Source organism: Massilia sp. Soil_C_3 (assembly GCF_057657035.1).
In genome coordinates this window covers 165,751-187,027 of sequence record NZ_JBDGJG010000002.1, presented here as the reverse complement: position 1 = coordinate 187,027, position 21,277 = coordinate 165,751, and the positions used below count along the sequence as shown (strand labels likewise).

22 protein-coding genes are annotated in these 21,277 nt (G+C 66.8%); 13 read left to right on the top strand and 9 right to left on the bottom strand.

What is annotated here, in order from left to right; genetic code table 11:
• The first annotated feature begins 174 nt into the window (after positions 1 to 174).
• Both AC3A6F_RS03760 and AC3A6F_RS03755 read left to right on the top strand, forming a co-directional pair.
• Positions 175 to 1,581, top strand: a complete 1,407-nt coding sequence (locus tag AC3A6F_RS03760) for an MATE family efflux transporter (protein ID WP_487678631.1) — start codon at positions 175 to 177, stop codon at positions 1,579 to 1,581.
• 52 nt (positions 1,582 to 1,633) lie between these two features.
• Positions 1,634 to 3,853, top strand: coding sequence for a S9 family peptidase (locus tag AC3A6F_RS03755; RefSeq protein ID WP_487678630.1), 2,220 nt, complete (start codon positions 1,634 to 1,636; stop codon positions 3,851 to 3,853).
• 140 nt (positions 3,854 to 3,993) lie between these two features.
• Here the strand turns inward: AC3A6F_RS03755 and AC3A6F_RS03750 are convergent, their stop codons facing one another.
• Positions 3,994 to 4,200, bottom strand: coding sequence for a CsbD family protein (locus tag AC3A6F_RS03750; RefSeq protein WP_147933910.1), 207 nt, complete (start codon positions 4,198 to 4,200; stop codon positions 3,994 to 3,996).
• 183 nt (positions 4,201 to 4,383) lie between these two features.
• Between AC3A6F_RS03750 and AC3A6F_RS03745 the strand changes: the two genes are divergently transcribed.
• Entirely contained in the window at positions 4,384 to 5,472 is a 1,089-nt protein-coding gene (locus tag AC3A6F_RS03745) for an AI-2E family transporter (RefSeq protein WP_487678628.1), read from the top strand.
• Between the two features lie 67 nt (positions 5,473 to 5,539).
• The gene (locus tag AC3A6F_RS03740) at positions 5,540 to 6,145 is read left to right on the top strand and encodes a YybH family protein (RefSeq protein WP_487678626.1); all 606 of its coding nucleotides are present in this window, start codon (positions 5,540 to 5,542) and stop codon (positions 6,143 to 6,145) included.
• Positions 6,146 to 6,197: 52 nt separating this feature from the next.
• Here the strand turns inward: AC3A6F_RS03740 and AC3A6F_RS03735 are convergent, their stop codons facing one another.
• Both AC3A6F_RS03735 and AC3A6F_RS03730 read right to left on the bottom strand, forming a co-directional pair.
• Positions 6,198 to 6,374, bottom strand: a complete 177-nt coding sequence (locus AC3A6F_RS03735) for a CsbD family protein (RefSeq protein ID WP_137174977.1) — start codon at positions 6,372 to 6,374, stop codon at positions 6,198 to 6,200.
• 92 nt (positions 6,375 to 6,466) lie between these two features.
• Positions 6,467 to 7,114, bottom strand: a complete 648-nt coding sequence (locus AC3A6F_RS03730; protein WP_487678985.1) for a class I SAM-dependent methyltransferase — start codon at positions 7,112 to 7,114, stop codon at positions 6,467 to 6,469.
• Positions 7,115 to 7,292: 178 nt separating this feature from the next.
• On the opposite strand from AC3A6F_RS03730, the gene AC3A6F_RS03725 reads away from it, so the two are divergent.
• The gene (locus AC3A6F_RS03725; protein ID WP_320473638.1) at positions 7,293 to 7,574 is read left to right on the top strand and encodes a flagellar protein FliT; all 282 of its coding nucleotides are present in this window, start codon (positions 7,293 to 7,295) and stop codon (positions 7,572 to 7,574) included.
• Positions 7,575 to 7,768: 194 nt separating this feature from the next.
• On the opposite strand, the gene AC3A6F_RS03720 is transcribed toward AC3A6F_RS03725, so the two are convergent.
• Positions 7,769 to 8,872, bottom strand: coding sequence for a FimV/HubP-related protein (locus tag AC3A6F_RS03720; RefSeq protein ID WP_487678625.1), 1,104 nt, complete (start codon positions 8,870 to 8,872; stop codon positions 7,769 to 7,771).
• Positions 8,873 to 8,960: 88 nt separating this feature from the next.
• On the opposite strand from AC3A6F_RS03720, the gene fumC reads away from it, so the two are divergent.
• The 3 genes from fumC (at position 8,961) to AC3A6F_RS03705 (ending at position 11,118) form a co-directional block, all read left to right on the top strand.
• Positions 8,961 to 10,355 (top strand): class II fumarate hydratase, encoded by a 1,395-nt coding sequence (fumC, locus tag AC3A6F_RS03715; RefSeq protein WP_487678624.1) that lies wholly within the window; start codon positions 8,961 to 8,963, stop codon positions 10,353 to 10,355.
• 123 nt (positions 10,356 to 10,478) lie between these two features.
• Complete coding sequence (locus AC3A6F_RS03710; protein WP_123070597.1) at positions 10,479 to 10,691, top strand: RNA-binding S4 domain-containing protein; 213 nt, start codon at positions 10,479 to 10,481, stop codon at positions 10,689 to 10,691.
• Positions 10,692 to 10,833: 142 nt separating this feature from the next.
• Positions 10,834 to 11,118 carry a DUF883 family protein gene (locus AC3A6F_RS03705; RefSeq protein WP_487678623.1) on the top strand — a complete coding sequence of 95 codons (285 nt, stop codon included), beginning with the start codon at positions 10,834 to 10,836 and terminating at the stop codon, positions 11,116 to 11,118.
• Between the two features lie 154 nt (positions 11,119 to 11,272).
• On the opposite strand, the gene AC3A6F_RS03700 is transcribed toward AC3A6F_RS03705, so the two are convergent.
• The 5 genes from AC3A6F_RS03700 to AC3A6F_RS03680 are packed head-to-tail and all read right to left on the bottom strand — an operon-like array spanning position 11,273 to position 14,909.
• Positions 11,273 to 11,464, bottom strand: a complete 192-nt coding sequence (locus AC3A6F_RS03700; protein WP_320473633.1) for a YjfB family protein — start codon at positions 11,462 to 11,464, stop codon at positions 11,273 to 11,275.
• 23 nt (positions 11,465 to 11,487) lie between these two features.
• The gene (gene mobB, locus AC3A6F_RS03695) at positions 11,488 to 12,072 is read right to left on the bottom strand and encodes a molybdopterin-guanine dinucleotide biosynthesis protein B (RefSeq protein WP_487678622.1); all 585 of its coding nucleotides are present in this window, start codon (positions 12,070 to 12,072) and stop codon (positions 11,488 to 11,490) included.
• Complete coding sequence (locus AC3A6F_RS03690; protein ID WP_487678621.1) at positions 12,059 to 12,736, bottom strand: general secretion pathway protein GspB; 678 nt, start codon at positions 12,734 to 12,736, stop codon at positions 12,059 to 12,061. Before AC3A6F_RS03690 ends, mobB begins: the two co-directional genes overlap by 14 nt.
• Position 12,737: 1 nt before the next feature.
• Positions 12,738 to 14,381, bottom strand: a complete 1,644-nt coding sequence (locus tag AC3A6F_RS03685) for an AAA family ATPase (RefSeq protein WP_487678620.1) — start codon at positions 14,379 to 14,381, stop codon at positions 12,738 to 12,740.
• A gap of 30 nt (positions 14,382 to 14,411) precedes the next feature.
• Positions 14,412 to 14,909, bottom strand: coding sequence for a hypothetical protein (locus tag AC3A6F_RS03680; RefSeq protein ID WP_487678619.1), 498 nt, complete (start codon positions 14,907 to 14,909; stop codon positions 14,412 to 14,414).
• Positions 14,910 to 15,109: 200 nt separating this feature from the next.
• Between AC3A6F_RS03680 and AC3A6F_RS03675 the strand changes: the two genes are divergently transcribed.
• The 5 genes from AC3A6F_RS03675 (at position 15,110) to nagZ (ending at position 21,276) form a co-directional block, all read left to right on the top strand.
• Positions 15,110 to 16,459 carry a GIN domain-containing protein gene (locus AC3A6F_RS03675; protein ID WP_487678618.1) on the top strand — a complete coding sequence of 450 codons (1,350 nt, stop codon included), beginning with the start codon at positions 15,110 to 15,112 and terminating at the stop codon, positions 16,457 to 16,459.
• Between the two features lie 290 nt (positions 16,460 to 16,749).
• The gene (locus AC3A6F_RS03670; RefSeq protein ID WP_487678617.1) at positions 16,750 to 17,628 is read left to right on the top strand and encodes a glucosamine kinase nucleotide-binding domain-containing protein; all 879 of its coding nucleotides are present in this window, start codon (positions 16,750 to 16,752) and stop codon (positions 17,626 to 17,628) included.
• On the top strand, positions 17,625 to 18,722 hold the full coding sequence (nagA, locus tag AC3A6F_RS03665; RefSeq protein ID WP_487678616.1) for an N-acetylglucosamine-6-phosphate deacetylase: 1,098 nt from the start codon (positions 17,625 to 17,627) through the stop codon (positions 18,720 to 18,722). The genes AC3A6F_RS03670 and nagA overlap by 4 nt, the downstream gene beginning before the upstream one ends.
• A 23-nt stretch (positions 18,723 to 18,745) precedes the next feature.
• Positions 18,746 to 19,756, top strand: coding sequence for an SIS domain-containing protein (locus AC3A6F_RS03660; protein WP_487678984.1), 1,011 nt, complete (start codon positions 18,746 to 18,748; stop codon positions 19,754 to 19,756).
• Between the two features lie 23 nt (positions 19,757 to 19,779).
• Positions 19,780 to 21,276, top strand: coding sequence for a beta-N-acetylhexosaminidase (nagZ, locus tag AC3A6F_RS03655; RefSeq protein WP_487678615.1), 1,497 nt, complete (start codon positions 19,780 to 19,782; stop codon positions 21,274 to 21,276).
• Position 21,277: the final 1 nt, after the last annotated feature.

Sequence of the window (21,277 nt, the reverse complement as noted above, 5' to 3'; positions counted from 1 at the left end):
GAAGACCTCCTCGGGCTGTCGTTCTACGGTGGTGCAGATCGCGGCAAGTTGTCTTGCGACGGCGCAACACCAATGGTGGGATAAAACTTGTTGCGATAAGTAGATCGCGCATGGCAATACCGGTCTTGACAATAAGTCAGTAAAATCACGGGTCCATCGACCTAACGCCGCATCATGACCACCGCCACCACCTCCGCTACACCCATCCGCACCGAGATCGCCACCCTGTGGCGCCTGTCGTGGCCCGTACTGGTCGGCCAGCTGGCGACGGTCGGCATGGGCGTGGTCGACGTCGCCCTCACCGGCCACGTCAGCGCCGACGAGCTGGCAGCGGTGTCGCTGGGCACGGCGGTGTGGTCAATTGTGCTGGTGACGGTGATGGGCACCATGATGGCGATTAACACCGTGGTCGCCCACGAGATCGGCGCCGCACGCCACGACCGGGTGCCGCACTCGGTGCGCCAGGCCATGTGGAAGGGTTTGCTGGTCGGCCTGGTCGGCTGCCTGTTCGCCAACCTGTGCACGCTGCTGTTCGACCATATCGGCATGGAGGCCCACGTGGCCGACCGCGCTTCGCTGTTCCTGCACGTGATCAGCGTCGGCATGCCGGCCTTCGGCGTGTACCGCGCGCTATATGGCTATACCACCAGCATCAACCAGACCAAGCCGATCATGTGGATCGCCATCCTCGGCCTGGTGTTCAATACCGTGGTCGCCTGGGTGCTGGTGTACGGAAAATTCGGCTTCCCGCAGCTGGGCGCGGTCGGCTGCGCGATCTCCACCGCCAGCGCGCTGTGGCTGATGCTGGGCGCCATGCTGTGGTGGGTCACGCGCGCGCCGGCCTACCGCCTCACTTATCCCTTCGACCGTTATGAAGGGCCGGATGCGCGCGAGATCGGCGCCCAGCTGCGTCTGGGCCTGCCGATCGGCGTCACCTATTTTGCCGAAGTCAGCGCCTTCGGCCTGATCAGCCTGCTGGTGGCGCGCTATGGCGTGGTGCAGGTGTCTTCCCACCAGATCGCGCTCAACTTCGCGTCCCTGGTGTTCATGGTGCCGCTCAGCTTTGCAATCGGCATGCTGACCCGCGTCGGCCAGGCGATGGGCGAAGGCGACCCGGTGCGCGCGCGCTTTGTCGGCTGGGTCGGCGTGGGCGTCTCGGTCAGTTTCGGCGTGGTGGCGGCGCTCGGCATCGCCCTGTTCCGCTGGGAGATCGCGGCCATGTACACCTCGGATCCGGCGGTGCGGCAGGTGACCGCCAACCTGCTGCTGTTCGCCGCCCTGTTCCAGCTGTCGGACTCGACCCAGGTGGCCACCGCCTCGGCCATCCGCGGCTACCAGGTGACGCGCCCGCCGATGGTGATCCAGTTATTGTCGTTCTGGGGCCTGTCGCTGCCGCTCGGCTGCATCCTCGGCCTGGCGCCGGCCTGGTTCCCGTGGGCGCCCGCCGCGCCGATGGAGGCCACCGGCTTCTGGATCGGCCTGGTGGTGGCCTTGACGGTGGCGGCGGTATTGCTGACCTGGCAGTTCGAGAAGCTGGCGCGCCAGCGTATCCGCGACGGCGCGATGGCGCAGCCCCGCTGACTCTGGTATCGTCTCGCGATTGCTGTAAATTAATAATCCTCAAGAGACATCAATGCGCCCTCTTCTCCTTCTCCTGGCCGCCCTCGCGGCCTCTCCCGCCATGGCCGAACGCCTGACACTGGACCGCATCTACGGTGAAGCCTCGCTGGCCGGCGCCAGCGTGCGCAACCTGCGCGTGTCGCCCGACGGCGAACGCGTGACCTTCCTGCGCCCGCGCGCCGACGACCAGTACCGTCTCGACCTGTGGGAATACAACACCAGGAGCAAGGCCACGCAGCGTCTGGTCGACTCCAAGCAACTGGTGCCGAACGAGGAACTGTCGCTCGAGGAAAAAGCGCGCCGCGAACGCGCGCGTACCGCCGGCCTGTCGGGCATCCTCAACTATTACTGGTCGCCCGACGGCAAGCGCCTGCTGGTGCCGATCGGCGGCGACTTGTATCTCGTCGACGCCGCCAAGCCGGAAGCGGCGCGCAAGGTCGCCTCGGGCAATGTCATCGATCCGAAGATCTCGCCGCGGGGCCGCTACGTGTCCTTCGTGCGCAACCAGAACCTGGTGGTGATCGATCTCACGACTGGCGCCGAGCGTCAGCTGACGACCGATGGCAAGGGCACCGTGCACAATGGCGAAGCGGAATTCATCGCCCAGGAAGAGATGGATCAGCACACCGGCTACTACTGGGCGCCGGACGATTCGCACATCGCCTACCGCCGCTACGACGACGCGCCGGTGCCGGTGGTGCGCCGCTTCGAGATCTTCGCCGACCGCACCGAAGTGATCGACCAGCACTACCCGGCCGCTGGGGACCCGAACGTGGCGATCGAGCTGATGATCGTCGATCCAGCCACCGGCGCACAGCGCAAGATCGACCTCGGCCAGGACAAGGACATCTACCTGGTGCGCGCCGACTTCAGCGCCGACGCCAGGACCCTCGTCTACCAGCGCCAGACGCGCGACCAGAAGCGCCTCGACCTGGTGGCGGTCGACGTCGCCTCGCTGGCCCAGCGTCCGCTGTTCTCGGAAACCTCCAAAACCTGGGTCGAAGTCCATAACGACCTGCGCTTCCTCAAGAACCGCCAGGCCTTCGTCTGGGCGTCCGAGCGCAGCGGCCGCAAGCACCTGTATTTGTACGACCTGAACGGCAAGCTGCTGCACCCGATCTCGCGCGGCGACTGGGGCGTGGACAATATCCTGGCGGTCGATGAAGGCGCCGGCAAGATCTATGTGTCGTCGAACCGCGACGCCGTGATCGACAAGCAGACCTATGCGCTGTCGCTGGACGGCCGCGGCGCCGACAAGCCGAGCCGCATCACCCAGGGCGATGGCTGGCACGAGGCCTCGTTCGCCGGCAACGGCAAGCTGTTCGTGGACACCTATTCGAACCCGAGCACCCCACCGCAGGTATCGATCCGCCGCGCCGACGGCAGCATGGTCGAGTGGATCGAGAAGAACGAACTCAATGCCAACCATCCTTACACGCGCCACCTCGATGCGCACCTGCCGACCGAATACGGCACCCTGAAGGCGGCCGATGGCCAGACCCTGCACTATTCGATCATCAAGCCGGCCGGTTTCGATGCGAACAAACGCTACCCGGTGTTCCTGTTCACGTATGGCGGCCCGCATTCGCAGCGCGTGACCCGCGCCTGGGGCAATTATTTTGACCAATACATGGCGCAGCAGGGCTTCGTGGTCTTCCGCCTCGACAACCGCGGCTCGGGCCGCCGCGAGCGCCAGTTCACCGACGTGCTGCACAATAACCTGGGCAAGCACGAAGTCGAAGACCAGGTGGCCGGCATCGACTGGCTGGCCAAGCAGAGCTTCGTCGATCCGAAACGCGTGGGCGTGTTCGGCTGGAGCTATGGCGGTTTCATGACCCTGCGCCTGCTGTCGGCAGCGTCGGACAAGATCGCGATGGGCGTGTCGGTGGCGCCGGTGACCGACTGGGCGCTGTACGACACCCACTATACCGAGCGCTACGTCGGCGGCACGCCGAAGGGCGATCCGGAAGCCTATAAGCGCAGCGGCGTGTTCGCCCACCTGGACGGCATGAAATCGCACCTGCTCTTGATCCACGGCATGGCCGACGACAATGTGCTGTTCTCAAACACCACCCTGTTGATCGACGAACTCGTCAAGCGCAATGTGCAGTTCGACCTGATGACCTATCCGGGCGCCAAGCACGGCATGTCGGGACGCACCAACCAGCGCCACGTGTATGGCCTGATCGAGTCCTACTTCAAGAAGCAGCTGGGCGGCACGCAACCGAACTGATCAAGCTAGAAACTGCACGTCAAATGCACGTCGTCCCCGCGAAGGCGGGGACCCAAGTACTGCTTGCGCTATCGAAGCGCTTGCAAGCTTGGGTCCCCGCCTTCGCGGGGACGACGTTTTTCAGCTAACTGAAGAAAAGCTTACGGACGTGGCGTTGGACGGTTCACTTCGTCCACGGCATCCTTCACGACTTCTTTCGCGTCGCCATAGGCTTCCTGGGTCTTGCCCTCGGCCTGGTTCGCCAGGCCCTTGGCCTGCTGTTCGGTGCTGCCCACCACTTTACCGGCGCCTTCTTGAATCTTGCCGCCGATGTCTTTCAGTTTGCCTTCGACTTGGTCTTTGTTCATGGTGTTCTCCTTGAGTGATGCATGCCTGAATGGCCATGCGATGGGTACAGAATAGTCCTTTCGCGCCTGCTCATCTGTTAGCGCGCGCACACAATCATCCAGCCCTAGCCGCGCGACATTTTTATGGCTTAAATGCTAATCTTTTCTTGCAACGCGGCCCGCCGCTCAAGAAGAGAATCCGCCATGAATAACAACAATACCGACGCCGTCCCGGCGACCCACGAAGCCCCTCAGGCCCAGCGCCGCCTGGCGCGCCGTGTGACCCTCGTCAATGGCATCGCCGTGCTGTTCATCCTCGGCCTGGCCGCGGTCGTACTGGCGGCCGATGCGCTGTTGCTGGTGTTCGCCTGCGTCCTGTTCGCGATCCTGCTCTACAAATTGAGCGAGATCATGCACCGGCGCTTCCACATGCGGCGCAAGCTCGCGCTCGGCATCGTCGTGCTGCTGCTCGGCGCCATCGTCGGCCTGGGCGGCTGGGCCATGGCGCCGCAGATTTCCGAGCAGTCGACCCAGCTGGCAAAGGAAATCCCGGCCGCGATCGAGCGCCTGCAGGGCGAAGTCGCACAGCATCCGCTGCTCAAACGCGTGGTGGACGAACTGCCGCCGCCGGAAGACATCGTCAAACAGATGAGCTCGATGGTGCCGAATGCCGGCCTGTTCTTCACGGGCGTACTGGGCGCCCTCGGCAACGTCGTCATCATCATCTTCGTCGGCATTTATTTTGCCGCCACGCCGGGGGTGTACACCGGCGGCTTCATCCGCCTGATCCCGCAACACAAGCGCGGCCGTGCGCGCGAAGTCATCGACGAGATGGGCGATTCCCTGGCCAGCTGGCTGCTCGGCAAGGCGGTGTCGATGCTGATCGTCGGCGCCACCACCGCGATCGGCCTCTCCCTGCTGGGCGTGCCGCTGGCGCTGATCCTGGGCATCATCGCCGGCCTGCTCGACTTTATCCCCTACCTCGGCCCGATCATGGCAGGCATCCCGGCGGTGCTGCTGGCGCTGTCGATCAGTCCGGAAATGGCGATGTATGCGCTGCTGCTGTTCGCGGCAATCAATATGCTCGAAGGTTATGTGCTGCAGCCGATGATCGAAGCCAAGGCGATCGACCTGCCGCCCGCGCTGGTGATCGTGATGCAACTGATCTTCGGCACCCTGTTCGGCTTTGCCGGCGTGGCGCTGGCGACGCCGCTGGCCGCGGTGCTGTCGGTGCTGGTCAAGATGCTCTATATAGAAGACGTGCTGGGGGACAGACCGGCGAAAGGGGCGTGAGCGGACACCGGGAAATCGGGCACATCTTCCGGAGTTTCAGGTCTACGCGTGCGTGCCAGGCGGCGTCATGATGAAAGCCTGCTTCCACAACGCGAAAGGAACGAAGATGAGACGCCACGTGATCATTGCCCTGCTGGTTCTTGCAAGCGTGCAGGCGGCGCATGCGCAAACCGCAACAGCGGCGGCTGGCCAGTGTCCGACCAGCGGCCCGGGCAGCGCCGAGCAGCGCGCCCGGGACATCGTCATGGTGGGATGGGAAAGAAAGCCGGGCGACGGCCCGCTGGTGTTCCGCGAGAAGTTCGCCCGCGACTACGAATGGTCCGACGCCCGCGATCGCCTCTACTATGACGATTTCTCGCCCGATCCGCGCCCGGTGCGCGATCCCGACGCCTATGGCGCCATCTGGGCACCGATCTTCAGCGCGCTGCGCAGCGCACGCCACGCGATCAGCATCGAACCGACGGCCGTGTACAGCGGCAACATGGCCGTCTCGACGCTCGAATTCGCCGCCCTGATCGAGCCGGCCACCGGCGCGGCGCGTCCGATTCGCACGCTGATGACCCTGACCTGGCGCTGCCATGCCGACGGTTGGCGCATCATCCGTGAGCATAATTCCACCAGGGTTGTATCAGCGGACAGCATCCAGTCCTATTTCAAGGCGGGCGCCAGATAGACGAACGGCCCGGTCGCTTGCACGACCGGGCCGTTCGGATACGCGGACTGGATCAGCGATTGCCTTTGGCGATTTCCTTCACGTCGCCGACTTTCTTCTGGACCTTGCCCTCAGCCTGGTTCGACAGGCCTTCGCTCTGCTGCTGGCGGCTGCCGACGGCTTCGCCGACTTTCTGCTGCACCTTGCCGCCGATTTCCTTTGCCTTGCCTTTGACTTGATCCTTGTTCATTGCAATCTCCTTGCCTGTTACGTGGATGAGCCTTCAGGATAAGAGTAACTTCCAGGCGGTTCTGTTCGACGCTTAACAAACAGGAGCAGCGATTACCGGGCTTTCCTCCAGACGCTGGCCAGCCACGGTTGCTGGTCACGCGGCAAGCCGGGCGGACGGTAGTAGTGATGCAGCGCCGTGAAACCGGCCGCGAGCAGGTAGCGTTCCCAGGTGGCGTAGTCGTAATAACTGCCATAGCGCGGGCCGCTCCAGCCTTCCTGGTTGTCGCCGCGCGGATTCGAACTGAACAGCACCCCGCCCGGTTTCAGCGCGGCATGCAGGTTCGTCAATACCTGCGGCAAGGCGGCGCTGGGCACATGGAACAGCACGGCGTTGGCGAAGATGCCGTCAAAGGTCTCTTGAGGCAAATCAAGGTGCAGGAAGTCCTGATGCCACACCTCGCAGCCGCTATAGTCGCGCGCCATGGCCACGAAGCGCTCGCTGCCGTCGACGCCGATGGCGCGGTGGCCGAGCGCGCTGAAGGTCTTGAGGTCGCGCCCCGGGCCGCAGCCCAGGTCGAGGACGGTGTACGGCGCCGGGGCTTCGATCGCCTCGAGCAGGGCGGCGATGTTCTGGCTGACGTCGTGGTCGATCGTGCCGGCGAAGAAGGAATCGGCATTGCGCTCGTAATGCGCGAGCGTACGGCGGGCGATGTCATCGTGCGCGTCGTGCGTCTTATTGTGATTGTTCTCATGATCCATGACGACAGTATGCCAGCCGGCGGCGAACGACGCTGTCGCCGCGCATTCGGCCAGCTCGGCAGCTTCAGAAAAAAAATTCAAAATTTTTTCAAAGAAACCCTAAAGTTCCGAAAATCCCTGCCGTAAAAGAACCAGACAACCGGCAATCCGGCCGGCGACTCCTTGTTTTGGTGGCAACATGAACGCAAACGAAACCCTCGCGATGTATGAAAACCTGGCTGGCCTGACCCGTCAGATGTCGGAAGCCGCCAAGGCCGGGGATTGGAACGAGTTTGCCAACCTGAACGTGGAAGCCAAGGTCGAAGCGCGTAGCGCCGCCGCCGGCATGCCGGCCCTGGAAGGCGCCCAGCGCCTGCGCAAGATCGACCTGCTCAAGCAGCTGATGGCCAACGACCGCGCGATCCGCGACGTGACCGAGCCATTCGACGGCCAGCTGGAGCGCGCGCTGCAGGCGCACTGATTCCTGGCGAATCCTGAACGAAGGCACCTGCGGGTGCCTTTTTTGTTGCCTGTATAAAAACCAGCGGCGGTAGGCGCGAACCCCAGCTGGCGTCACCTCTTGTCGTCTGTTGTCGCGCCACGCTATCGGCGGTGGCTGCGCAGACCATGTGCCGTCTGTGACCTCGTCGATCACAAATCCAGCATAACGCAAAATCAAACTTGTGTAGACATTTCCTGTTCAGTTTCTTCCAGCTTCGGCTCGACCGGCTCCTGGCTGGCTTTCTTGCGCGCGAAACGCTGGCGCAGGCGGGTCATCAAGGGCACGCCAGGCATGGGCTGGATATGCCCTGCCCGCTTGCGACGACGAACCGAAAAGATCGCAGTGCCCGCCAGCGCCAGCACGGCGCCAAGGCCACCGGCGATCCAGCCCCAGGGCGTCGACGCCTCTGGTTCCGGCGCCGGACGCCGCCGCGCCGGATGTGGCTTGTTCGGGTCGGCCGGCAGCGGCTTGCTGACGGCTGCCGGGCTGGCGCCCAGCGCCACCTGCAATACCTTCACCTTGTCTTCCAGTTGGCCGATCTGTTCGCGCAACAGCGCATTCTTGTAATCCAGCGCGGCGCACACGGTCGAACGGTCGACGTCGGGCGCGGGCGCGCAGGCGGCGGGAGCAGCCGCGGCGGCCAGCGGCAGGGGCAGCGCCTTGGGGGCCGGCTTCGGCTCCGCTGCCGGGGCTGGCTTGGCTTCCTGTTTCGGTTCCGGCTTGGATTCGGGTTTGGGTTCCTGCGTCGGCTTCGGTGCAATCTTCGCAACGACCGGCTTGGGCGGCGGCGCCGGACGCGGCCTCGGCGGCGGCTTGGCCACGGCTGGCGCGGGCGCCGGCGTGTCGGCCACGACCGGCGCCGCAACCCTGAGCGGCGCCGGTGGTGGTGGCGGGTTCGGATTCGGCGCCATCGGCAAGGTCACCAGGCGAACGCCGCGCTGGCCGCCATCGGCCAACTCCAGGTACAAATGCAGGCGGCTTGATTCAACGGGGGCCAGCGACGTCACGTGCAGGAACTGGCGGCCGTTGCGCTGCGTCACAGTCATATTGAGTGTCGACAGCACGTGCGGCATGCCGATATTGGCGCCGCGGTAGACGTTCGGGTTGGCCAGGCGCACCTGGACCGGGGTCGCCGGCGCGTCGAGCATGGTCAGTTCGATGTCGGCCACGAGCTGCTGGCCGATGTATGAACGGACCTGCGCTTCGCCCAGTTCGGCTGCGCCGGCAGCGCCGGACAGCAGCGCGCAAGTGATGATCAAGGGGAGGCGGCTAGCCATAAGGAATACCGAGAGAGAAGCCCAAGCGTAATTAACGGACATTGCGATAAACTCTTTAATCCCAGCCCCTTGCACAACAGGAATGTCTATGGAAAACAGGATTGAGAAGGACAGCTTTGGCCCGATCGAGGTAGCCGCCGATCGTCTATGGGGTGCGCAGACCCAGCGCTCGCTCCACCATTTCCACATCTCCACCGAGCGCATGGCGCCTGAGCTGGTCGCGGCGCTGGCCCAGGTCAAGCGCGCGGCGGCGGCGGTCAACCGCTCGCTCGGCAAGCTTTCCAGCGACAAGGCCGACGCCATCATCCGGGCCGCGGACGAAGTGCTCGACGGCCGCCATCCGGCCGAATTCCCGCTCGCCGTGTGGCAGACCGGCTCGGGGACGCAGAGCAATATGAATATGAACGAAGTGCTGGCCAACCGCGGCTCCGAGCTGCTGGGTGGCGAGCGCGGCGAAGGCCGCATGCTGCACCCGAACGACCACGTCAATATGGGCCAGTCGTCGAACGACATCTTCCCGACCGCCATGCACGTGGCCGCCGCCTGGGCGCTGGCCAAAGAGGTCTTGCCGGCACTGGCCCAGCTGCGCGGCACCCTGCTGCGCAAGTCGCGCGACTTCGAACCGATCGTCAAGATCGGCCGCACCCACCTGCAGGACGCGACGCCGCTGACTCTGGGCCAGGAATTCTCCGGCTACGTGGCCCAGCTCGAGTACTCCGAGCAGCAGCTCAAGTCCGCCCTGCCTGGCCTCCTGCTGCTGGCCGCCGGCGGCACCGCCGTGGGCACCGGCCTGAACGCCCACCCCGAATTCGCCCCGCGCATCGCGGCCGAGCTCGGCTCGCGCACCGGCCTGTCGTTCAAGACCGCGCCGAACAAGTTCATGGCCCTGGCCGCCCACGACGCCATGGTCGCCGCCCACGGCGCCTTCAAGACGCTGGCCACGGCCCTCATGAAGATCGCCAACGACGTGCGCTGGATGGCGTCCGGCCCCCGCTCGGGCCTGGGCGAGATCACCATCCCCGAGAACGAGCCGGGCAGCTCGATCATGCCGGGCAAGGTCAATCCGACCCAGTGCGAGGCGCTCACCATGCTGTGCTGCCAGGTGTTCGGCAACGACGTCGCCATCACGGTCGGCGGCTCCCAGGGCAATTTCGAGCTCAATGTATTCAAGCCCATGATCGTGCACAACTTCCTGCAAAGCGCGCGCCTGCTGGCCGACGGCATGCGGTCCTTCGACGAGCATTGCGCCCAGGGTATCGAGCCCAACCGCGCCCGCATCGGCGAGCTGATGGAAAAATCGCTGATGCTGGTGACTGCGCTGGCGCCGCACATCGGGTATGATCGCGCCGCGCAGATCGCCAAGAAGGCATCGACGGACGGCCTGACCTTGCGCCAGGCCGCCCTGCAGAGCGGCTTCGTCGACGAACAACAGTTCGACCAGTGGATCGTGCCGATCGATATGACGCGTCCGGATCCGGTGTAAGCCGACGAGGGCGCGCATGGGCGTTGTTTTCGCCCTTGTTTGCGCCCTTGTTTGCGCCATTATTTGCGCCAGTACAAAGCGGCCTCATCAATCGTACGCCGCCATCACCAACCCGAGGATAGAATGCAAAAAATAGTTTTCGATTTGACATCAGAATTCGTCGAGGTCAACCAGCTGCTGAAGCTGGTCGGCCTGGTCGACAGCGGCGGCGCCGGCAAGAATATGGTCGCCAGCGGCGTGGTGTCGGTCGATGGTAAACAGGAGCTGCGCAAGACGGCGAAGATCCGTACTGGCCAGACCGTCTCGGTCGGCGACGTGCGCATCACCGTGCAGTAAGCTGTTGGGCCGCAGGCCGGGCCTATAGTGCGAAGAAATGGGGCGTCAGAACGGCGTTCTTATGTTTGCGCACTAACAAACAGAGCGGGGCTTCCTTGTTTATATTTTAAGACGTCACTCATACGGCTTAGAGGTGAAGGCGATGGAAACCCCGGAACACCATGTACAAACGCAGGAGCAATTGATCGGCGACCTGCGCCTCGTGATCGAAAACGCGGAAGAACTGCTCAAGAATACCGATCATTACTCCAGCGCCCTGTACCAGAATGCGCGCGCCAAGCTGTCGCTCGCCCTGGAAGCGGCGAATGAAGAGCTGTCCCGCTTCGAGGATGCGCAACTGGAGCGCATGATGGCCGCCACCCGCGCAGCCAACGACCGCTACAGGGACAGGTCGGGCGAGGCACGCATCCTGCGCGCCTTCCACTAAACGACGAAAGCAAAAACCCGGCATGCAAGCCGGGTTTTAACGGGCAAGAAACAATCCCGTGTGATCTTCGATCCGGCTTTCTCGCTTAAGTTCGCGCCGGATTCAAGCCCTGGATTCAAGCCCTGGATTCAAGCCCTGGATGCAGGCTTGGAATTCATGCCTTGGTATTGATCGTATTGCCCAGGTGCGGCGGCAGGCTTTGCGGTTGTGGCAGCGCGTCGAGCAGCTGGGCGGCCGACACCGCCTGGATGTCCATCGATTTCTTGAGCATCGTAACGCCCACTTCCTGACGGATACCGGTTTCGGCCATGCTGGTGGCAAGCTTGGCAATATTCGTAACGTCCATACACCTCTCCAGAAAAAGACTTGTCAGTCTTTAACGGCCCCATCGACCAGAACTTGAGGGCGGGTTTTTAACCAGCCGCAAACCCAGTCCACCACCCGGCCCAGGTCGTTCAAGTCGAGCCACGCGAGTCCGGCGCGCGCGTCAACCGGCCGCGCCACGTCCGAGACCACGGCCAGGATCGTGGCATCTTCCCGGAACAGCGGCGGCTTGCCCAGGCTCGGGCGGTGCACCTCGAGCTTGGGCAGGGATTCCCACTTATAACCTTCGACCAGGGTCAGGTCGGCCGGCGACAGCCGCGCCAGCAGCGCGTCCAGCCCCGGCTCCGGCGCTGCGCGCAGCTCGCGCATGATGGCAATGCGGTACGGCGAAGCGATCATCACCTCGGCCGCCCCAGCCAGGCGCAGCCGCGCGCTGTCCTTGCGCGGCGGCTCGAGTTCGATGTCGTGGTGGCTGTGCTTGACGATATTGACCCGCAAGCCATCCTGCGCCAGGCGCGCGACCAGCCCTTCCAGCAAGGTGGTCTTGCCGCTGCCCGACCAGCCGACCACGCCCAGGACCGGACCGGGTCCCTGCCCTTGCGCCGTACCCGGCACGTCAGTACGCGACACGGTAGCGGGTTCCCCGGTAGTTCATCACCGCCGCCTTCGGCATCAGGCGCTCGAGCACCAGGCCGGGCGCCACTTCCTCGCCTTCGCGGCGCAGCATCTTATCGACCAACAACAGACTCTCGCCCGGCGTCGGCGAATAGATGTAGCCGCCGAAGCTCACTTGCGGGATCTCGCGCCTGACCGCCTCGGGCAATTGCTGCAGGGTGCGCAGGTTGTCCTCGCCGGCAGGCGTTGCGGATACCGGCGCTTCGGCCACGCGCACTGGCGGCGGCGTCGGCTCGGCTACCTTGGCCGGGGACGAAGCCGGCTTCGTGGCCACCGGGGCGGCTTCGCGCGGGGCCGGTGCCGGTGGTGGTGCCGGCACTGGCGCTGGTGCGACAGGCGGTACAGCAACCGCCGCGGGCGCGGGAGCAGGTGCGGGCGCCGGCGCAGACACCGGCGCCGCCGCCAGCCGCACCGGCTGTTCGCCCCCATGGCGCACCCATAGCAAGGCGCCCGCCGCCACCAGCACGCCCAGCCCGAGGCCGATCACGAGATGGCGCCGGTGCCCGCCCTGGGCGCGGTCCGGCGCCGCATACATGGGCGGCGGCGCATGGATGGTCGGGGCGTTGCCCAGCTGGCGTTCGGCCTGGGCCTTCTTGAGTGCTTCGAGGATGTACGACATATCAGTTTCTCGCCCCCTTCACTGGACCGGCCATCAGGCGCGGCTCGACCACGCCGGACAGCTGGTTGAGACGCATATAGGTGCGCGGCCCGGCCACGCCGTCCGCCTTCAGGTCCTGGGCCGCCTGGAAGGCGCGCAGCCATTCCTGCGTACGCGCGTCCAGCGGCTGGTCGAGCGCGGGCGCGGTCGTCTTGTTCAGGCCGGCGAGGCGCTGGGCGATCCAGTCGACGTCGGGACCACGGTCGCCCTGTCCCACGACGTCGCGAAACGCCCCCGGCATGCGCCAGAAGGTCGTGAACTCGCCGCCGAAGCGCGCGACGAAAGCGGGAATCGCGACCCGCTCGCGGCGCCCATCCACGGCCAGCAACACGCTGCCCTCGTCCATTCCGACCAGCACCGCATACCCGGTACGCGGGCCATCGTGCAGGGTGACCACGGCCGGCCGGTCCAGCAGGCGCAGCTCGTACAGGCCGCCGCGGCCCCCGTGGCAGCGCAGGTTGGCGCGCTGGGCAGTCTCGCAGGTGGCCTTCGGGCTGGCGCCGGCAATGCCGGCGAACGACGGCCCCCACAGGGCCGCCAGCGCGCGCAGCGCATCGTTCTCGCTCTTGCCGGCCGCAAAATCGGCGCCCGCCGCGGGCGCGGCCTTGATCTGCGCCGGCGTCGGCGCAGGCGCCGGCTTGCCCGCCACCTGCTTCACGGCGGCCGGCGCGGCTTGTGCGGTGGCCGGCTGCGCCTGCTGCTGCGGCAGCATCTGCCAGGCCGCGGCGCTGATCGCCACCCCGGCCAGCACCCCGCCCGCCAGCAGCGGCCAGCGCAGCGGCTTGCGTGCGGCCGGCTCGCCGGCAAACACTTCCTCGGCCGACTTCTGCAGGATGGCGCGCGTGACCTGCGGGCTGTTCTCGACGTAGGCGCCCAGCAGCGCGCGGTCGCACAGCAGGTTGATCCGGCGCGGCACGCCATGCGTCAGACGGTGCACCAACGCGGTCAAGCCCGGTGGAAACGGCATCCCGGCCGCCCCGGACACCGCCAGCCGGTGCGCGATATAGGCGCCGGTTTCCTGCTCGGACAGCGGCCCCAGGTGATAGCGCGCGATCACGCGCTGCGCCAGCTGCTCCAGTTCCGGCCGCGCCAGCATGGTGCGCAGCTCGGGCTGGCCGATCAGGATGATCTGCAGCAGCTTGCGCTCGCTGGTCTCGAGATTGGTCAACAGGCGCAGCTGCTCGAGCACCTCGCTCGACAGGTTCTGGGCCTCGTCGATCACCAGCACATTGTTCAGGCCCTGGGCATGCGATTCGAGCAGGTGGCGGTTGATCGCATCGACATGGGATTTGACGCCGCTCACCCCGGACGGCAACGCGATGTGCAACTCATCGCAAATCGTCTGCAACAGCTCTTCGGCGTTCAGGCGCGGGTTAAAGATATAGGCCAGGCGGCAATTATCGGGAACCTGCTCGATGAAGCAGCGGCACACGGTGGTCTTGCCGGCGCCGATCTCGCCCGTCAGCAGGACGAAGCCCCCGCCACTGCCGATGCCGTACAAAAGGTGGGCCAGCGCCTCGCGGTGCCGCTCGCTCATGAACAGGTAGCGCGGATCGGGCGCGATCGAGAACGGGGCGTGCTTGAGCTGGAAATAATGGTTGTACATGCGTTGGGGCGTACCAGTTTGCGTGCGTGGCTAGCGGCCGGGAGGCTGCGGCTTGAACTTCGCGCAGTATATTTTGCTTTTGTCCCTGGCATAGGCGATCGTGCTGCCCGGGTTTGACTTGCGCAAAGGGTAGCGCGAGGCGTCCACCGGCTTGAAGGCGACGCCGGCGCCGGCGCGCACCGACTTCTCGAATTCCTCGGGCTTGCTGTCAACGATGGCGGCGACGAACACCAGGTTGCTGGTATCGTCGCTGACCATCACCTCGCTCACCTGGGCGCCCCACAGCGAGGCCTCGGCCTTGAACCACCAGGCCCCGCCCTCACGCTTGTAGGCCGGGCCAAAGGCCTGGGTCAGGTAGGCGTGGAAATAGGCGTTGTCCAGCTGGCTGCGGCACAGCAGCGCGCTGCCGATCACCGGGCCGAAGGTCGACGGCGCCGCCATCGCGCCGGAGCAAGCGAGCCCTGCCAGCAGCGGCAAGACGCGCAGCATGGACCGGGTCTTGCCCTGCAGCCCTGGGTGGCGAATCATGGACATCCTTTTCTCGACGATCTCGACATTATGACATTCCACGCCGTGGCGGGCACCGCGGATTGTCGCAGACGGCGCACGGTTCGTCGCATGCAGGCGCAGTTGAGTCCACGAATCCACCGCTTCATCGGTTTCGTCATGCACCGCGCGCACCGCCGGCGTATCGTTCAGGCTCCCATCGACTCCAGGCCAGGAACAATATGCACATCGCACAAAAAACCACCCTGCTGGCCGTCGCCCTCGGCGCCGCCTTCCTATCGATCGACAACAGCCAGGCAGACACGCCAACCAGGGCGGTCTCCGAACAGCGCAGCATCGCCGCCTTCAGCGCCATCGAGTTGAACGGTCCGTACGAGGTCGCCATCGACACCCAGGGCCGGGCTGGCCTCAACCTGCGCGGCGAACGCCAGCAGCTCGACGAGGTCGAGACCTTCGTGCGCGGCGACACCTTGGTGGTGCGGCCCAAAGAGGGCAAGCTGTTCAGCTTCGGCTTCGGCCCGCGGCGCGAGACCGTGATCATCCACATCGGCGCGCCGGCACTGAAAAGCCTGTCGATGTCGGGCAGCGGCGACACCACGCTGGGCCAGGTGAGCGGCGAGCGTTTCGCGCTCAACCTCAACGGCCCGGGCGACCTGGAAGTCTCCGGCGCGGTGCGCGACCTGGCGCTGACCGTGAGCGGCAGCGGCGACGCCAAACTGCAGCGACTGCGGGCCAGCAATGTGGCGCTCACGCTGTCCGGCCCCGGCGACGTGCGGCTGGCCAATATCGACGGCTCCCTGCACGCCAACATCAGCGGCTCGGGCGACCTCGAGGCCGACGGCCTGCGCCTGGCGCGCCTGGACGCGCGCCTCTCCGGCCCGGGCGACATGGTGCTGCGCGGCGCCAGCGGCGAAGTGCGCGCCGAAGTCACCGGCTCGGGCTCCTTCGACGCCTGCGACCTGGCCGCCGGCCGCGCCAGCACCTTGCAAAGCGGCCCAGGCGACGTCTGCCTGGGCGGCGCCATCACCCAGCTCGACGCCGAAGTCGGCGGTTCGGGCAACCTGACCGCGCTCGGCCTGCGCGCGCAGGCGGCCACCTTGCGCCTGCATGGGCCGGGCGACGCCCGGCTGGCCGGCACGGTGCGCGAATTCAAGGCGCAGATGTCGGGCTCGGGCGATATCGACGCCGGCGGCCTCACGGTCACGAAAGCCACGCTCAAGGCGCGCGGCCCGGGCGGCATCGAACTGGCCCAGGTCTCGGACACGCTGGAGGCGGAACTGCGCGGCTCGGGCAGCCTGACGTCGGCGATCCAGGGCAAGCGCCTGGTCCTGACCTCGGACGGCCCGGGCGGGGCCCGCATCAGCGGCCAGGTCGAGATGGTCCACGCGCGCCTGAGCGGCTCGGGCAGCCTGGACGGCAACCGCCTCAGGGCCGACCGCGCCGACATCGCGGTCAGCGGTCCCGGCACGGCCCGGGTGCATGTGGCCGAACGCGCGGGCAATGTGCCTGCGGGCGGCAACGGCCAGCTACTGGTGGTCGACCGTCGCGGCAGCAGCCACGCGCCGCAGTAGTCCGCAAACAACGGCCGCCGCCTGCGGCCCGCCGTTTTGACCCTGCGCCGGGGCCAGCGGTACAGTCTCGGCGATACTTTTTCCGCAGTTCCGTCCACGCCCCGCCCCGCCCACACTTCGCACAGTACCAATAATAATACCAATTCCACGCTCTATCACCAGACCGCTCGCCAGCATAAGCGCAAGCTATACATGGCCTTTGGTCTGCATTGGGGCATACCAGTTAAATACCTGTTGACATCCAGATAGGGCCTGCCTATAGTGCCTTGACCCTATTTTCCCCACCTACCATGATCGACTATCTCATCGGCGTCGACGGCGGCGGCACCAATACCCGCGTCCGCCTGGCCGGGCGCGACGGCGCCGAACTGGCCACCGGCCGCAGCGGCGCTTCCGGCCTCGTCCATGGCATCGACAACGCCTGGCGCGCGGTCGACGATGCCACCGCCAGGGCCTTCGCCGCAATCGGCATCGACGCGATTCCCCGCCAGTCGTGCGCCATCGGCCTGGGCCTGGCGGGCGTGCACAACAAGGAATGGGCGGCGGCCTTTCGCGCCGCCAATCCGGGCTATGCCGCCCTGATACTCGACACCGACGGCTTCTCGACCCTGATGGGCGCCCATGGCGGACGCCCTGGCGCCATCGTCGCGATCGGCACCGGCAGCGTGGGCGAAGCGCTGCGGGAAGACGGCACGCGGGTCGAAGTCGGCGGCTGGGGCTTCCCCTCCGGCGACGAAGCCGGCGGCGCCTGGATGGGCCTGCGCGCGATCGCCCATGTCCAGCAGGTGCTCGACGGCCGCGCCGAGGGCGGCGCGCTGGCGCGCGACGTCATCAAAGCCTGCGGCGGAGGGCGCGACGCGATCCAGGTCTGGCTCGGCAAGGCCACCCAGACCGATTACGCGAGCCTGGCGCGCTTCGTGGTGACCCATGGCGCCCTCGACCCGGTCGCCAGCGCCATCCTGGAGCAGGCGGGCCGCGAAGTGGCCACCATGGCGCGCGCGCTCGACCCCGCCGAAACCCTGCCGCTGTCGCTGTGCGGCGGCCTGGGCGACACCCTGCGCCTGTACCTGCCGGCCGAGACGCTGGCCCGCTGCAGTCCTCCCCATGGCGATTCGGCCCTGGGCGCGCTGCGCATGATCGAACTGCACTTGAAGGACACCCCGGCATGACCCGCTCAATCAACGGCAATATCCTCACTCCCGACGGCTGGGTGCGCGGCACGCTGCGCTACGGCGCCCATATCGACGCCATCGACGGCGCCGCCACCGACCCCGCATCCAACGGCGACGACTACATCCTGCCCGGCTTCATCGACGTGCACGTGCACGGCGGCGCCGGGCGCGACATGATGGAAGGCGGCGACGCCCCGCACGTGATCGCCGCCCTGCATGCGAAGCACGGCACCACCAGCCTCTTGGCCACCACCATGACCGCGCCGGTCGAGGACATCGACCGCGCCCTCTCGGCCATCGGCCGCGCCTGCGCCGCGCGCGGCAAGGGAGAAGCGCGCATCCTGGGCGTGCACCTGGAAGGCCCGTACATCAACTCCGGCAAGCTGGGCGCCCAGCCGCCGTATGCGCGCGAAGCCAGCCTCGATGAAGTGAAGCGCTTCGACGCCCAGGCGCCGATGAAGCTGATCACGGTGGCGCCCGAGATCGACGGCCACATGGAGCTGGTGCGGGTGCTCAGCGACGCCGGCATCCGGGTCCAGGTCGGCCACACCACCGGCAGCTACGAAGTCGGCGTCGACGCCCTCGCGCATGGCGCGGCCGGCTTCACCCACCTGTTCAACGCCATGCCCGGCCTGCACCACCGCGATCCCGGCATGGTCGGCGCGGCGCTGGCGCATGCCGAGTACGCCGAGATCATCCCCGACCTGCTGCACGTGCATCCGGGCGCGATCCGGACCGCGCTGCGCTGCATCCCCAAGCTGTTCTGCGTGACCGATTCGACCGCCGCCGCCGGCATGCCCGATGGCGAATACATGCTCGGTCGCCAGGTGGTCCACAAATGCATGGGCGGCGTGCGCCTGGCCAACGGCAGCCTGGCGGGCAGCACGCTGACCATGGACCAGGCGCTGCGCAACCTGGTCAGCATCGGCCTGTCGATCGAAGACGCCAGCCGCCGCGTCTCCACCAATGCCGCCGACTACCTCGGCGAAACCCTGCGCGGCCGCCTGGCGCCGGGCTGCCATGCCGACTTCGTGGTCCTCGACCGCGACCTGAACATCAAAGCCGTCCATATCGAAGGAGAACTCCTGTGACTACCGCCGCCACCTCGTCGCTCATGCTGCAGGAGGCCCTGTCGGCCGCCGATTGCATCGCCCACCAGCTGACTCAGGACGTGGAGCGCTACGCCGAGCTGGGCGCGAAGCTGCGCGCCACGCAGCTGCACAGCGCGGTGACGGTGGCGCGCGGCAGCTCGGACCACGCGTCCAACTACCTGGCCTACCTGATCATGGCGCGCATGGGCCGCCTGGTCACGTCGCTGCCGATGTCGCTCATCACCCTGTACAAGTCGCCGATCGTCGCGCGCGACACGTTGGCGGTGGCGATCTCGCAATCGGGCCAGAGCCCCGACGTGGTCGAGCCGATCCGCTACTTCCGCGACGGCGGCGCCACCACCGTGGCCCTGGTCAACGACCCCGCATCGCCGCTGGCCGACGCCGCCGAATGGACCATGCCGCTGCATGCCGGCCCTGAAAAAAGCGTGGCCGCGACCAAGAGCTTCATCGCCAGCCTGGTGGCCGGCGCGCGCCTGGTCGCCGACTGGCAGGATGACAAGGAACTGAAAAACGGCATCGCCGCCCTGCCCGACGCGCTGCGCGCCGCCACCGAAGTGGACTGGTCGGCCGCGATCGAGGTGCTGGCGCCGGCCCGCAACATCATGGTCGTGGGCCGCGGCATCAGCTTCCCGCTGGCGCTCGAATCCTCGCTCAAGTTCAAGGAAACCTCGGCGCTGCAGGCCGAAGCATTCTCCGGCGCCGAGATCAAGCACGGCCCGATGGCCCTCATCGAAGAGGGTTATCCGCTGCTGGTCTACGCCACCCGCGGCCCGACCCAGGCCGGGCTGGTGGCCCTGGCCGACGAGATGCGCGGCCGCGGCGCGCGCGTGCTGCTGGCCGCCCCGAGCGACGTCGCCAGCCGCGACCTCACGCTACCCACCGCCGCCATCCCCGACCTCGACCCGATCGCGGCGGTGCAGGCCTTTTATACGATGGCGGCCAAGCTGTCGGCCGCGCGCGGCATGAATCCGGACCAGCCGCGCCACCTGAGCAAGGTCACCAAGACCAACTGACGACGAATCTTATGTCCCGCACCATGACTGATTACCTCGGCCTGGCCGGCCAATTGATGATGGTGCGCCTGTTCGGCACCGAACTCGATGCCGACACCGACGCCTTCCTGCGCACCCACCGGATCGGAGGCGTGTGCCTGTTCCGTCAGAATATGGTGGACGCCTTTCAACTGACCCGCTTCACGGGCGCCCTGGCGGACGCGATGGGCGCGCGGGCCCTGGTCGCGCTCGACCAGGAAGGCGGCGCCGTGGTGCGCTCGACCTGGGTGCCGGCGCCGCCAAGCGCAATGGCGCTGGGCGCCGCCAACGATCCCCAACTGGCGCGCGAAGTCGGCGCGGCGGTGGCGCGCGCGGTGCGCGCGCTGGGCTTCAACTGGAACTTCGCGCCGGTGCTGGACCTGAACAACAACCCGCACAACCCCGTCATCGCCGAGCGCTCGTTCGGCGCCGACCCGGAGCAGGCCACCCGCATTGCGCTGGCCTGGATGGAAGGCAGCGAGAGCGAAGGCGTGGCCTGCTGCGTCAAGCACTTCCCCGGCCACGGCGATACGCACGTCGATTCGCACCGCGACCTGCCGCACGTGGACAAGCCGCGCGCCGAGCTGGAACGCTTCGAGTTCGCGCCGTTCCGGATCGCAGCCAGGGCGGCCACCCCGGCGCCGGCGGTCATGACGGCCCACATCGTCTATCCGGCGCTGGACCCGGTCAATCCGGCCACCATGTCGCGCGCCATCCTCACCGGCGTGCTGCGCGAGGAATTCGGCTACGACGGCGTGATCATCACCGACGGCATGGACATGCATGCGATCGCGCAACGCTACGACGCCGGCCAGGCCGCCGTCAACGCGCTGGTGGCGGGCGCCGACATGGTGATGGCGATCGGCACCCGCGAGACCCAGGTCGAGACCGTGCACGCGATCGCCGCGGCGATCCGCGACGGCGTGCTGCCGCTGCCTGACGTCGAGGCGAAACTGGCGCGTCTTGCGAGGCTGGCGGACGCGCATCCCGCTCGCGCCATCGCCTATGCCCGCGAGCAGGACGACCGCGCGCTGATGGCGCGCGCCTGGCGCGCCGGCCTGACCGAACTCGGCCAGCCGCAACGCCCCCCGCGCGGCAGCCGCGTGCGCCTGGTCGCGCGCGCCGACGTGGTCAGCGACGGCATCTCGGAAGCCGGCGTGCCGGCGGCACGCATCGCCGAGGCGCTGGCGACCCTGTACGACGTCGAACTGGTCACCTTCGCCGACAGCGAACACTTCGACTGGTCGGCGCTGCCGCAGGACGGGCGCGTCACGATCCTGGCCTCGACCTCGCGCCGCCGCTATGGCCCGAACGCGCGCGCCGGCTGGCGCCCCGACCTGCACCTGGCGCTGTGGAACCCCTACCAGGCGCTGGACTTCCCGGCCCCGGCCCTGATGAGCTATGGCTTCGCCCCACCCGCTTTGGAAGCGGCCGTGGCCTGGCTGGCCGGGGACATCGCGGCGCCGGGCACCTGCCCGGTTCCGGGCTTCGACCGTGCGTGAC